A 14703-nucleotide genomic window follows, 5' to 3' on the forward strand; every position below is an offset into this window, starting at 1 on the left:
GGAGGGAATGCCGATTTGGAAAATTTCGCACATCTGCACGTACATACCGAATATAGCCTGCTCGACGGCGCATGCCGGATTGAGAAGCTGATGGATCGTGTCGCCGAACTGGGACAGACCGCGGTTGCAATGACCGACCACGGTGTCATGTACGGCGCCATTGATTTTTATAGAGCTGCCAAGGCGCGCGGCATTCACCCGGTCATCGGCTGCGAGGTCTACGTCACGCCGGGCTCGCGCTTTGAACGAGGTTACGCGCAGGGGCAGTGGCACAGACACTTGATTTTGCTGTGTGAGAACATGGAGGGCTACCGCAACCTCATTCATATGGTCAGCCTGAGTTTTTCCGAGGGCTTTTATGTCCGCCCCCGTGTCGATCTCGATTTGCTGCGCAAGCACAGCAAGGGACTGATCTGCCTGTCGGCCTGCCTGGCCGGTTCCATTCCGCAGGCATTGATGAACGGCGACTATGAGGGCGCCAAAAGACAGGCACTCGAGTTCCGTGAGATTTTCGGAGAGAATAATTTCTTTCTGGAAATTCAGGATCACGGCATCGAGGCACAGAAAGAAGTCAATATGGGTCTGTACCGTCTGTCGGACGAGACCGGCATTCCGCTGGTCGCGACCAATGACGCGCACTATCTGACCCGTGAAGATGCCCGTATTCAGGATGTGCTGATGGCCATTCAGATGGGCAAAACGGTGGACGACCCCACCCGCATGAAGTTTGAGACGAACGAGTTTTACATCAAGTCGGAAGAAGAGATGTTTGCGCTTTTTCCGACCCACCCGGATGCGATCGCACGCACAGTCGAGATCGCAAACCGCTGTCAGGTAGAATTCGAGTTCGGAAAATATCACCTGCCTCAGTTTGACGTACCAGACGGCTATACCGCACGGGAATATCTGGACAAGCTGTGTCTGGAAGGATTGCACGAGCGATACCCGGACGACGACGGCACGGTGCGTGAGCGACTGGACTATGAGATCAACATGATCGACAAGATGGGCTTTGTCGATTACTTCCTCATCGTCTCGGACTTTATCCACTATGCCAAGCGCAACGGCATCCCGGTCGGCCCCGGACGTGGTTCAGCAGCGGGTTCTATTGTATCTTACTGCCTGGGAATCACCGATCTTGACCCGATCAAGTATTCGCTGTACTTCGAACGTTTCCTCAACCCGGAACGTGTGTCCATGCCCGATATCGACGTCGATTTCTGCTATGTGCGCCGTCCCGAGGTCATCGAATACGTAACGCGAAAGTATGGTGCCGATCACGTCGCGCAGATCGTCACCTTTGGTACCATGGCAGCCCGCGCAGCCATCCGCGACGTCGGACGCGCCCTGTCAATTCCGTACAATGAGGCTGACGCGGTTGCCAAGCAGGTACCGATGGAACTGCATATTACCATTGACCGTGCACTGACCATCAACCCGGAACTCAAGAAGATGTATGACAGCAACCCGACGGTCAAGAATCTGATCGACACCGCACGGGCGCTCGAGGGCATGCCGCGTCATGCATCCACCCATGCGGCGGGCGTGGTCATCACCAAAGACCCGGTTGACACCTATGTACCGCTGGCGCGCAACGATGAGCAGATGGTGACCCAGTTCACCATGACTACGCTCGAAGAACTGGGTCTGCTCAAGATGGACTTTCTGGGTCTGCGCAACCTGACGGTTATCGCGGACGCTGAGAAGATGATCCGCCGTCATACGCCGGATTTCTCTATCGAGAAGGTATCCGACCACGACGCGGCGACCTTCCAGATGCTCGGTCAGGGACGCACCATGGGTGTGTTCCAGCTCGAGTCGGCTGGCATTACCAACGTCGTAACCGGACTGCGCCCGCAGTCGATCGAAGATATCACCGCAGTTGTTGCCCTGTACCGACCGGGCCCGATGCAGTCCATCCCGCGCTATATCGAGTGCCGTCACCATCCCGAGAAGGTGCGCTATAAGCATCCTCTGCTCGAACCTATCCTGTCGGTCACCTACGGCTGTATGGTCTATCAGGAACAGGTTATGGAGGCGTTCCGTAAGCTGGCCGGGTACTCGCTGGGCAAGGCAGATATGGTGCGCCGCGCGATGAGTAAGAAGAAGTTCAAGGAGCTGGAAAAGGAGCGCGTGAGCTTCATTTACGGCAATCCGGACGAGGGCATCGACGGTGCAATCGCACGCGGCGTGCCCGAGCAGACCGCAGCAGAGATCTTTGATGAGATCATGGACTTTGCAAACTACGCCTTCAATAAGGCGCATGCGGTGTGCTATGCGGTTGTATCCTACCGTACCGCTTATCTGAAATGTCACTATCCGCGCGAGTATCTGGCTGCGCTGCTGACCTCGGTGCTTGACGTGCCGGGTAAGATCTCGGAGTACATTGCCGAGGCAAAGGAGATGGGCATTCGCGTTCTGCCGCCCGATGTCAACAGCTCGGAGGACGGCTTCTCGGTATCCGGCGAGGATATCCGCTTTGGCTTGGCTGCGATTAAGAACGTCGGACGTGCCTTTATGCGCCAGCTGGTCGAGGAACGACAGGCGAACGGCCCGTATACGTCGCTCATGGATTTCTGCGAGCGTCTGTATGATAAGGACTTAAACCGCCGTGCACTGGAGAGCATGATTCAGGCGGGTGCGTTTGACTCCATGGGCTTTCACCGCAGCCAGATGCTGGCTGTATACGAGCGGGTGGTGGACGCAGTCGCCAATGAACGGCGCAAGAACGTCGAGGGACAGCTTGACCTGTTCGGCATGGGTGTTGAGAACGTGCAGGACGAGGAAATCGCCATGCCCAACCTGCCTGAGATGGGCAAAAAAGAGCTGCTGGCGTTGGAAAAGCAGACCACCGGCCTGTACCTGTCCGGTCATCCGATGGATGCCTACGAATCGCTTGCCAAGCGGGCGAATGCAGCCAAGATTCGTGCGATAGCAGATGATCTTATGCCGGACGCCGAGCAGCCCAAGTATAAAGATGGCATGTATGTCAATCTGGCCTGTGTTGTGTCGGCTGTCAAGCTCAAATCCACCAAATCGGGCAGCATGATGGCGTACGCGACTGTTGAAGATATGACCGGTATGATGGAACTGGTGGTCTTCCCGAATGCCTTGCAGCAGTTTGGCATGTATCTGAAGGAAGACGAGGCCGTTTTGATCAACGGACGTATTGACGCACGCGAAGATGAAGCACCCAAGCTGATCGTACAGTCGGCAGCGCCGCTGAGCGAGGAGAGCGTAAGCGCACTCGAATCCAAGGAACTGGCGAAAAAGCCCACCCTGACCGGTCAGCAGGCATTGGCAAAGGCTGGACAGCGCCTGTATTTGCGTCTGCCTGAACTGTCGGGCGAGCAGTTTGAACAGGTCAAACGATTTTTGGCCAAGCAGCCGGGTGAGATTCCGGTCGTCCTGTGCCTGACTTCGGGCGGGAAGCCGCGTCTTGCACCGCGCAGTTTGTGGTGTGCCGGCAATTTGCAGCTTATGCAGAACTTGCGCTTTTTGCTGGGCAATGAAAATGTCATTTTGAAGTGACCCATCCCCGTGAGAGAAAAAATTTATGAGTTTTTTTCGTGACACGAGATTGACCAACTTTCTGGAAAAATCGCAGGCAGAGTATGCGCCAAAATGGATGCGCGTGTTAGGCATCGTATGTTTGACCGCGTTATCTGTGCTTGCGGTTGCTGCACTGGCAGCGCTCCTGCTCGACGCACCGACCGGTAGATTGGAACGGGTCTGGTATGTGGCCCTGATTGTACTGGTTTTATGGTATGATGTTGGATTCTTCAGAAAAACGCTGAGACGATCTAAGAGGGACCGCCAGTGAGATTTTTAATTGAGATGATGTTATCTGCGTTCTTGGAAGGGTCGCAGTATGAAAAGATGCCCAAATGGATTCAGGTACTGGGATTGCTCCTTTTGACCGCGCTGGTCGCGCTTTCGGTGTTTGCGCTGTCTGCCGTGTTGCTTCATGCTGAACAAGGTGTTTCCAGACGGTTTATATGCCTGATGTTGATGGCGGCCATTCTGTGGTATTATATTGATGTTTTGAAAAACTTTGTCCGGCGCACAAAAAGGTAGATGTGTCCACAATACGTGCACATTGACATAACATCTGAGGGAAGTGTCTTGTACTTTGATATGAAAACTGCTATAATATATATAAATCTGCGGTATTTTTTTGCTGACCGCAGGGTGAGGGAAGAATAGCAAATATCAAGAATTAAGATCCTTTTCAGGAGGCGTAGTTATGGAACAGAAACCGATCCGAAGAATTGGCGTGCTGACCAGCGGCGGCGACGCACCCGGCATGAATGCCGTTATCCGTGCAGTCGTTCGTACCGCAGCTGCACATGGAATTTCCGTTTTGGGTATTCGCCGCGGTTACAGCGGACTGATCAACGGTGATATCATTGAACTTGCCGCACGCTCTGTCGATGGCATCAGCCGTAAGGGTGGTACCATGCTGTATACCGCACGCTGTAAGGAAATGCTGACCGAGGAAGGTCTGCAAAAGGCAGCCGACACCTGTAAGTATCTGGGCATTGACGGCCTGATCTGTGTCGGTGGTGACGGTACGTTCCGTGGCGCGCTGGCGCTGTCCCGTCTGGGTGTACCGTGCATCGGTATTCCGGGTACGATCGATAACGATATCGGCTGCTCGGAGTACACCATCGGCTTTGATACCGCGTGCAATACTGCGCTTGACTGTATCGATAAGCTGCGTGATACCATGCAGTCGCATGAACGCTGCTCGGTTGTAGAGGTTATGGGCCGTCATGCCGGCCATCTGGCACTGAATGTAGGCTGTGCCTGTGGTGCAACTGCGATTCTGCTGCCCGAGCGTGAAATTGATTTTGAGACCGATGTCATTGAGAAGATGCGCATGGGCCGTATCAAGGGCAGAAACCACCATATTATTATCGTCGCAGAGGGCTACGGCTCGGCACAGGTCGTCGCTGACCGCATCCACGACGCGACCGGTATCGATACCCGTCTGACCATTCTTGGCCATATCCAGCGCGGCGGTTCTCCGACCTCGCAGGATCGTGTGATGGGTACCCGTATGGGCTATGCCGCAGTGATCGCACTGGAAGAAGGCAAGAGCAAGCGTGTCGTTGCACTGAGAAGCGGCAGCGTCATCGATATCGATATCGAGGAAGCGCTCAGCCAGACCAAGGATCTCAATCAGTGCCTGTTTGAGGCACAGACCACGGTTGCGATCTAAGCCGAAGCAAAGTGGAATACCGACGGACAGGGCAAACCTGTCCGTCTTTTTTTGGAACAGGAGGAACAAACATGAGAAAAACCGTGTGGATTACCGGCGGCTCACGAGGCATTGGTGCCGCGGCTGTCCGCGCCTTTGTACAGGACGGTTGGAAGGTTGCGTTCTGTTATCGCAGCCGCACCGAACAGGCCGAGGCGCTGGCGGCTGAGACCGGTGCACTGGCCATTCAGGCAGACGTGACAAAACGGGAGGACGTACAGAAATGCATGGAGCGCATCCATGAAGTGCTGGGACCGGTGGGTGCTGTGGTGTGCAACGCCGGTGTCGCGCAGCAGAAAATGTTCTGTGATCTGACTGACGACGACTGGGATTATGTGATGAACGGCAATCTGCGCAGCGTGTTTTATACCATTCAGGCTGCGCTGCCCGATTTGGTGCACGATAAGGACGGTGCGATCGTGACCGTTTCTTCGGTCTGGGGCGTTGCCGGGGCATCGTGCGAGAGCCATTACGCAGCGTCCAAGGCGGGACTCATCGGTCTGAGCAAGTCGCTTGCACACGAATTGGGACTGTCAGGCATTCGAGTCAACTGCGTCGCACCCGGTGTTATCGATACCGAAATGAACGCCATGCACGATGCGGACACACTGCGCGGACTGGCGGAGGAAACTGACCTCGGACGATTGGGACGGGTGGATGAGGTTGCACGCACCATCCGCTATCTGTGTTCGGAGGACGCAACGTTCGTCACCGGTCAGATTTTGGGCGTGACAGGTGGATTTGTCATTTGAAGATTGAGACAATTTTGCGAATTTGTCCCAAAAGGTAACAGGGAGGGCAGGCTGTCACGGGGTGACGGCTTGCCCTTTGTTGCAGGTGCGCGTATCATAGAGCTGTATCAAAAATACAGCGGGGGAGAAGTCTGCCTTTTTTCCCCGGGAAAGGTTGGACGCACATGTCTGAAGAACGCAAATCCGAAGACTTCATGCTCAAACTCGCACGATTTATCGTCGATAAGCGCAAAGCCTTCTATCTGGTCTTTCTGGCAGCAGTCCTGTTCTGCGCGGCCTCGGTCAGTAAGGTGCATGTCAATAATGATATCACCTCGTACTTGCCGGCGGATACCGAGACCAGACGGGGATTGACCCTCATGGAAGAGGAATTCACGACGCTGGGCAGCGGACAGTTTATGCTGACCAATGTTACCTATGACGAGGCCGACCAGGTGGCCAAGGAGATCGAACACATAGACGGCGTGTCAGGTGTGGAGTTCGATGACACCGAAAAGCATTATACCGGCTCGTCGGCCCTCATCACCGTGACCTTTGACGGGGAGAAGGACGACCCGGTCGCTCTTCAGGCGATGGATCATCTGAAATCCATCCTTGCACCCTATGACACGTACATCTATTCTGAGGTCGGACTGGACACTTCGGCGCAGCTACAAAGTGAGATGGGCATTATCCTGGTCATTGCGGCCATTGTCATTGTCATCGTGCTGCTGTTTACCTCCAAGAGCTATATGGAAGTGCCGGTTTATGTGATCGTCTTCGGCGTGGCCGCCGTGCTCAATATGGGTACGAACTACTGGTTCGGTGAGGTATCGTATATCACAAACTCGGTCGCCATCGTCTTACAGCTTGCGCTGGCGATCGACTACGCGATTATTTTCTGTCACCGATACATGGAGGAGCGCGAGACTAAACCGGCCCGAGAGGCCGACATTGCAGCGCTGTCCAAGGCGATTGTCGAGATTTCGTCCTCCAGCCTGACCACGATTTCGGGTATGATTGCACTGATGCTCATGCAGTTCCGCATCGGTTTTGATATGGGTGCGGTCATGTCCAAGGGAATTATTTGCAGTATGCTCACGGTGTTCCTGCTCATGCCCGGATTGCTCATGCTGTTTTCAAACGGCATCGAGCGTACCCGACATCCCAATCTGGTGCCGCGTATCAGTCTGGTGGGCAAAGCGGTGGTCAAGCTGCGCTATATCCTGCCGCCTATCTTCCTTGTGACCATCATTGCGGGTATTTTCCTGTCGGGAAAGTGTGACTACTGTTTTTCGGAGAACGTTATTGACACCAATAACCCGCCTGAACAGCGCATCGCACTCGACCGTATTTCGGACACCTTCGGCAATCAGAATACGATTGCGCTCTTGGTACCCAAGGGGGACTATGAGAAGGAGGGCAAGATTCTGGCCAAGATTTCGGAACTGCCCGAAATCGATCGCGCGCAGGGCCTTGCCAATACTGAGGCCGAGGGGTATATGCTGACCGATAAGCTCAAGCCCCGCCAGTTTGCCGAGATTGCGGGTGTCGATATCGAGATGGCACGGCTGCTGTATCAGGCGTATGGTCTGGAACATGAAGAGTACGGCGCCATCTTCCAGAACCCGGATGATTATGAAATTCCGCTGGTTGACAGCTTCCAGTTCCTGTGTGAACAGAAGGATAAGGGCGTCATCAAGCTGGAGGGCGAACAGGCCGAGATGGTGGACGATCTGCAAGAGCAGCTGGATATCGGTCTGCCGCAGCTGCAAGGTGAGCACTGGTCGCGTTTGGTGTTCATCGCAGATGTGCCCGAAGAGAGCCCGCAGACCTTTGCGCTGCTCGATCAGATGCGCGCCATCGCCGCACAGTATTACGGGGATGATGTGCTGCTGGTCGGCAACTCGACCAACGCACGTGACCTGTCCGAGTCGTTCTCGGGTGATAACCTTAAGATCAGTGTGCTGACCGCACTGTTTGTTATGATCATCCTGCTCTTTACCTTCAAGTCGGCCGGTCTGCCGATCTTGCTGGTTCTGACCATTCAGGGCAGTATCTGGATCAACTTCTCCTTCCCGTATCTGACCCATACCAACTTGTTCTTCCTCAGTTACCTCGTCGTCAGCTCCATTCAGATGGGTGCGACCATCGACTACGCGATTGTCATTACCAACCGCTATATGGAACTTAAAACCATCATGAGTCACAGAGATGCGGTCATCGAGACGTTAAACCAGAGTTTCCCGACCATTTTGACCTCGGGTTCGATTATGACCGTTTCCGGTTTCCTCATCGGTATGATCTCGACCAACCCGCCCATCAGCTCGCTCGGCCTGGCGCTGGGACGCGGTACGCTGACCTCGATTTTCCTGGTCATGACCGTCCTGCCGCAGCTGCTTATTCTGGGCGATACCCTGATCGAGCGTACGGCCATCACGCTCAACATCGACCGCAAACAGCGTTTTTCGGGCGGCATTATGCACGTCGACGGACACATTCGCGGCCATGTATCAGGCTTTGTGGACGGTGAGATTCGCGGCCTGATTCGCGGTGATATCAACGCCATGATCGAGAGCAAGAAACCCATTAAGAAAGACCCGGCGGACCCGGAATCCCACACGGAGGAGGAGACAAGCAAATGAAACAGTATGTAAAACGCCTGTCCGCGCTGGGAATCGGAGTGCTGGTGGCGCTTATGCCGCTGGCACCGGGATTTTCGGCTTGGGCAGCCGATGCAAATACCCTACACATTTCGAGTGGCAGTGAATTTAAGGAATTTGCGCAGAAGTGCGCGGTAGATACCTACTCTCAGGGACTTACCGTGGTGCTCGATCGCGACATTGATCTCGCGGGCTATGGTTCGGTTACGGTTCCAGTGTTCTGTGGTACGTTTGACGGTGGTCATCATACGATTTCCGGATATAACAGCCTGGGTAAGGGTTCTGACCGCGGCTTGTTCCGATACGTCAAGCCGGGTGCGTCGATTACCAGCCTGACCGTGTCGGGTTCGGTTGCACCCGAGGGCACCAAGTCCGGTCTGGGACTGCTTGCCGGACGCAACGAGGGTACCATCCGTTCGTGCGCCGTTGAGGGCACCGTGACCGGTGATGAGAGCATCGGCGGTCTGGTCGGTGTCAACGAAAAGAGCGGTGTGATTCGCGACTGCGTCAGCCGTGTGACAGTGACCGGCTCGACCAACGCGGGCGGCATTGCCGGACGCAGTGATGGTACGATTTCGGGCTGCGTCAACGAGGGCACCATCAATACAGACGGCGATCAGGCACCGACCAACACGGGCGGTATCACGGGCAAGTCCACCGGACTGATTGAAAACTGTAAGAACACCGCCGAGATTGGTTATCAGCACGTAGGCTATAATACCGGCGGCATTGTGGGCAGTCAAAACGGTGTCGTGACCGGCTGTACCAACAGTGGCAAGATCTACGGACGCAAGGACGTCGGCGGTATCGTGGGACAGTTTGAGCCGTATGTCAATTTCACCTACGGCACATCGCCCATTGATGCCCTCGATCAGGCGCTCGATCAGCTGAGCAGCCTGATGAGCCAGCTGGCCGATCAGGTATCTTCGGCGGCAGGCGGCGCGATTGATGACTTTAAGGTCATGAATGATGCCATGAACTCCATTCGCGATACCGCGCACTCGGCAGGCACCGAGGCGATTGAGGACGCGGACGTTATGATCGGGGATGTGCACACGGCCGCGCAGTCTATCAACCATGCACTGTCCGGTCTCATCGGGGATACCGATGCATTTATTCAGGAGACTTCAGGCAATCTGGACGAAGTCAATCGACAGCTCAAAAAGGTGCGCAAGAACCTGATGGATGTACCGTACACACTGACAAACGGTATCACCACCGCAACCGAAGAGGTGGACACAGCGACGAGCAAGGTGCAGAACAACATCCAGCAGGCGATTGATGAGCTGAACGGTGCAAAGAATGACTTGAGAAAGCTGGCAACATTCAGCCAGACCGTATCGGACATTCTGCTCGGCGGCGGTTCTGCTGAGGATAAGCTGAATGATCTGGTCAGCGCACTGGAAGATCTGGGTAAGATTGACCCGTCCGCACGTGTTGAACGTGCACGGAAGGCCATGCAGGACGCAGTCGATGCTGTCAAGCTCATGACCGATAACGTCAAGTGGGGAATCAGCCAGTCCAATACCGAGATTCAGGTTGCACTGCGCGATGCGAATAACGCACTCAAGAAGCTGGAAAATCTGGCAAGTACCATCAATTCGGACACCGCTGCATACAGCAGCAACGCCATGAACAGCCTCAGACAGGTGAACGGTCATGTGAGCACGATTGAAAATACGCTGCGCTCGTATACCAGCACGTTGGGGGATAAGGGTCAGAAGACCATGGACGACGTGGATAGTCAACTGACCATCATCAATGATCGTGTTGGACAGATGACCGATGGTGCAGCCAGCACGAACACCGACCTGCATGCGACTACCCAGTCTATTATCACCACCATGTCTACGGTCGAGGACGCGATCAAAAATCTGGTCAAGGTACCGGAGAAGACCGTGGATGACGTTTCGGAAAGCCAAGGAGATAGCGGTCCGGGTCGTGTCATCTCGTGCAAGAATACCGGAGCCATTCAGGCAGACAGCAATGTCGGCGGCATCGCGGGTATGATTGCACCTGAGCTGGACATTGACCCCGAAGAAGATATTGATCTGGACAGCGATAAGCTCACCGTCGACACCCATGCATTCCTCAAGGCAACGCTCAAGGACTGCCGTAACGATGGAAATATCACGGCTAAGAACGAGTGTGCCGGTGGTATTCTGGGACGCTCCGAGCTGGGTGCTGCGATTGGATGCGTGAGTAAGTGTAAGGTTGAGACCGAGTCGGGCGGCAAAGCCGGCGGCATTGCGGGTGAGTCGAGCGGCAGCATTGAAAACTGTGCAGCGCAGGTCGATCTGAAGGGCGGAGACAACCTGGGAGGTATCGCCGGACAGGGTAAGGATATCACGAACTGTCGTGCCATGACCCGCGTGGACAGCGACGGAGAAAAGCTGGGCGCGATCGCGGGTGCAGCCTCGGGAACGGTTTCGGGCAATTACTACCTCAACGAAGACCTGGCAGGTGTGGACGGTATCAGCTATGCCGGAAAGAGCGACGGCGTGGACTTTGCCACCTTCGGCACACTGTCCGGTGTCCCAGCGGATTTCCTGACCTTTGCGGTATCCTTTGTCGCGGACGGCAAAACCATTGCCGAAATTCCGGTTTCGTACGGCGGCGCCGTGGATGAGAGCCTGATTCCGGAGGTTCCCGAAGCGGGCGGCACGTACGGCAGCTGGGATGAATTTGACCGGACTGACATCGTGCGCAGCCAGACCGTCCATGCGGTCTATGACGATCTCCGTTCGACCATCTCGTCGCCCGGACGTGTTCCGGTACTGTTGGCCGAGGGTGCATTCTCACCCGATGCCGAGATCGATGTGCGTACCTGGTCGCCGGATGATTCCCAGATTCCGAGCGGGTATGAGCTGGTTGCGGCCTACGCCTACGATATCGAGGACGATACCCCGATGCCCGATACGGTTACGCTGCACGTTGCAGCCGGAGAGAACGGCACCGACGTGGCTGTGATCCAGAATGGTGAGATGCAGGTCATCGACAGCACGCTCGACGGCAGCTATCTGATCTGTGAGGGAACACCGGAGGGCAGCCTGCTGGTTGTCAGACGCAATCACACTGTGCTGTTTGTTGCATTGGGCGGCGCAGCGGTCCTGATCATTTTGGGCTTGGCATTCTGCATCGTCCGCCGTCGCCGCAGACGCAAGGAAGCGGCAGCGCCGGATGACATCCAGAATGAGACCGAGCAGGCATCGAACGAAGAACCCCAGAAGATGGAATAAAAAAGAGGGAGTCCCTGAAAATCAGGGACTCCCTTTTGCTGTGCAGAATACTATTCTAAGATCTCCACAAACGTCTGGTAAAAGTCATAGACCACACCATCTTCGGCAGCATGGAGCAAAAAGCGGCTGATGATCGTGCCGGTTCGATGGCTTTTCTGGATGTGCGAGAGCAGTTCGGGCAGATTGCTGCGGTAGTCGTCTGGTACCGATTCCTGCACCAGACAGGCGATATAGCGGGAATCCGCAGAGCGTTCCCACAGAATTTGATCGGACGGGATGGCAAAGCGCTGCGCACGCGGTACGGTAAGTCCGCGATGCTCGATTGCAAGACAGTCGGAATGCTGCACACGGGAATACAGATAGGGATTTTCTATGTATCGACGCAGCTTCTCGATTTCGTTTAGGTCAAAGGAGACGATGCAGTCGGTATCGATCTCAGCCGGAGAGAACGGACACTGACGGAGCTTGTTCAGCGTCTTGATTGCAGAGAGGTGATTGTGCAGCTTTTGGATGCGCTGCGCGATTTCCAGCTGCTGGCGTTCCAACTCCTCGATTTTGCCGCACAGCAGGCGAGTGTGTTCTTCCGGTTCTGCTTGCTCCATCGCACCGATCTGCTGTAAGGAGATACCGAGATTTTTATAGAAAATAATGTCGGATATCGTCATCAAATCGGAGACCGTGTACTCCCGGTAGCTATTTGTATGATTTTTGTGCGGTGTCAGGATACCGACCTCATCCCAGTAGCGCAGGGTGGATGCCGGGAGATCGAAAAAGCGGGCAATCTGACCGATATGGAACTGCTGATCCAAGAAAACATTCCTCCAAATGATCTTTTTCTACATTATGCCATATTTGGTGTTGATCTTCAAGTAACTTTAAGGTTTATCATAGATGAGGGGAGGAATGAACATGGAAAAAACATTGATGTTCCGGTCGGCATCCGAGGTGCGCCTCAGCCGCGTGCTGCGGTTTATGATCCCGACCTATCTCACTTCGCTGTTCAACACGGTTTACACCATGGTGGACGGTATTTTTGTCTCGGCTTATGTGGGGACGAACGCACTGGCGGCGATCAATATTGTCTATCCGATCGTCAACGTACTGACCGGTATTGCACTGGCTTTTGCGACCGGCGGCAGTTCGATTGCAGCCCTGCATCTGGGCGGCGGACGGAAAGATCAGGCCGACCGTGCGTTTACGATCAGTGTGCTGGGCTCCATCCTGCTTGGCTGTGTGGTCTCGCTGCTGGTCTGGACCAATCTGTCTGTCATATTGACCTTGCTGGGCGCAACACCGATCACGATGGCGGACTGCCAAACCTATGCGTTCTGGTGGCTCATCGGCACACCGGTCGTCATTGGAAAAGAGCTGTCCACCTATTTTATCCGCGTGGATGGCAGCCCGACATACAGCTTTCTGACCGCATTAGCGGGTGGTATTTTAAATATTATCCTGGACTATGTGTTTGTCGGACGGATGCAGATGGGCATTCTGGGCGCGTCGCTGGCGACCATTTTGGGACTGTGCCTGTCGTTTGTTATGGGTGTGCTCTATTTTGTCGTGCGATCGGGTGCACTGCGGCTGACTCGACACGGCTTGTCGGCACGCACCGGACTATACTGCATGGTCAACGGTGCGTCGGAGTTCATCAACCAGCTTGCCATCGCCATCACAACCATCGTATTCAATCGTACTGCCATGGTGTTTGCCGGAGAGGACGGCATTGCAGCCGTGTCCATCATCATGTACTTGCAGTTTTTGTGCATCGGTATTTACTTCGGCTTTTCCATGGGCTTGGCGCCTCCGCTGAGCTATGCGTATGGCGACCACAGATATGATGTGTGTCGGGTGCTGGAACGGTACGCCCATCGTTTTCTGACCGTTGCACCGTTTGTCATGTACGCGGCAACCTATCTGTTAGCGCCGGTCGGCGTATCCTTTTTTGCGCAGCGGGGCAGCGTGGTGTATACCATGGCTGTCTGGGGCATGCGGCTGTATGGCATGGGTTTTCTGTTTTCAGGTGTCAATATTTTCTCTGCCATCCGTATGATGGCATACGGAAAGGGATATTTCTCGGGACTCATTACCTTTTTGCGTTCCTTTGCGCTGCTGCTGCTATTCTTAATTGTCCTGCCGCGCTTTTGGGGCATGAACGGCATCTGGTTGGCCGTACCCGCAGCCGAGATTCTGACCTTGATTGTCGCGCTCGGATTTCTGTTGTTTTTCCCAAAGACACTCAAACAGACAAAGGCGGAAATGAACCTGCAATCTGCCGATGAAAATTGAATGTGCGTGTGAGAACAAAAAAGACCGTCCATTTGGACGGTCTTTTGCATGCCTGCAATTAGCCTTCGGGCTGTGCAGTCTCAGTCTTTTCGGTTGTCGTCGCCGCACCGAGCAGCAGACGGAAGTACTCGAATGCCTCGGGCGCTTCGCGCTTGAGCGAGATCGGACGGCCGGCGCTCGAGAGGAAACAGTGCTTGGTCTCACCGGTCGCACGCAGGCTGCCGGTTGCATCGTCGCGAATCTCATAGCAAACGGTCATACGGGTGGGGCTGAGTTCGGTCACCTCAACGCCGATGACTAAGGTTTCACCAAAGCGGGACATCTGCTTGTAGTCACAGTGTACACTCAGTACCGGGATACCGAAGCCCATCGCTTCCAGACGGCTGTACGAGAAGCCCATCTGCTCGAGCAGATCGGTGCGTGCCTCCTCCATGAACCGGATATAGTTGGAGTGGTGCACGACACGCATGCCATCGGTTTCATAGTACTGCACTTTGTGACGATAAGGAACGAAATCCATA

Annotated in this window: 9 protein-coding genes; 7 read left to right on the forward strand and 2 right to left on the reverse strand. The window is 54.8% G+C overall.

Going from position 1 to position 14703, the window contains the following annotated elements:
- Positions 1-15 precede the first annotated feature (15 nt).
- The 6 genes from B5D52_RS04160 (at position 16) to B5D52_RS04190 (ending at position 11896) form a co-directional block, all read left to right on the forward strand.
- The gene (locus B5D52_RS04160) at positions 16-3531 is read left to right on the forward strand and encodes a DNA polymerase III subunit alpha (RefSeq protein WP_016146332.1); all 3516 of its coding nucleotides are present in this window, start codon (positions 16-18) and stop codon (positions 3529-3531) included.
- A 25-nt stretch (positions 3532-3556) separates the two neighbouring features.
- Positions 3557-3823: a hypothetical protein gene (locus B5D52_RS04165; RefSeq protein ID WP_016146333.1), complete on the forward strand. Its 267-nt coding sequence runs from the start codon at positions 3557-3559 to the stop codon at positions 3821-3823.
- A 423-nt stretch (positions 3824-4246) separates the two neighbouring features.
- Complete coding sequence (gene pfkA, locus B5D52_RS04175) at positions 4247-5224, forward strand: 6-phosphofructokinase (protein ID WP_016146335.1); 978 nt, start codon at positions 4247-4249, stop codon at positions 5222-5224.
- Between the two features lie 71 nt (positions 5225-5295).
- Positions 5296-6015, forward strand: coding sequence for an SDR family NAD(P)-dependent oxidoreductase (locus B5D52_RS04180; protein WP_016146336.1), 720 nt, complete (start codon positions 5296-5298; stop codon positions 6013-6015).
- Between the two features lie 164 nt (positions 6016-6179).
- Entirely contained in the window at positions 6180-8639 is a 2460-nt protein-coding gene (locus B5D52_RS04185) for an efflux RND transporter permease subunit (protein WP_016146337.1), read from the forward strand.
- Positions 8636-11896 carry an LXG domain-containing protein gene (locus tag B5D52_RS04190; RefSeq protein ID WP_016146338.1) on the forward strand — a complete coding sequence of 1087 codons (3261 nt, stop codon included), beginning with the start codon at positions 8636-8638 and terminating at the stop codon, positions 11894-11896. Before B5D52_RS04185 ends, B5D52_RS04190 begins: the two co-directional genes overlap by 4 nt.
- A gap of 50 nt (positions 11897-11946) precedes the next feature.
- Here B5D52_RS04190 and B5D52_RS04195 read toward each other — a convergent pair whose 3' ends face one another.
- Positions 11947-12705, reverse strand: a complete 759-nt coding sequence (locus tag B5D52_RS04195) for a MerR family transcriptional regulator (RefSeq protein WP_016146339.1) — start codon at positions 12703-12705, stop codon at positions 11947-11949.
- A gap of 100 nt (positions 12706-12805) precedes the next feature.
- On the opposite strand from B5D52_RS04195, the gene B5D52_RS04200 reads away from it, so the two are divergent.
- Entirely contained in the window at positions 12806-14182 is a 1377-nt protein-coding gene (locus B5D52_RS04200; protein WP_016146340.1) for an MATE family efflux transporter, read from the forward strand.
- 58 nt (positions 14183-14240) lie between these two features.
- Here the strand turns inward: B5D52_RS04200 and B5D52_RS04205 are convergent, their stop codons facing one another.
- On the reverse strand, positions 14241-14702 hold the full coding sequence (locus B5D52_RS04205) for an acyl-CoA thioesterase (RefSeq protein ID WP_016146341.1): 462 nt from the start codon (positions 14700-14702) through the stop codon (positions 14241-14243).
- Position 14703 lies beyond the last annotated feature (1 nt).

Origin of the sequence: Butyricicoccus pullicaecorum DSM 23266 (assembly GCF_900167005.1) — a bacterium.
In the GTDB taxonomy this organism is placed as follows: domain Bacteria; phylum Bacillota; class Clostridia; order Oscillospirales; family Butyricicoccaceae; genus Butyricicoccus; species Butyricicoccus pullicaecorum.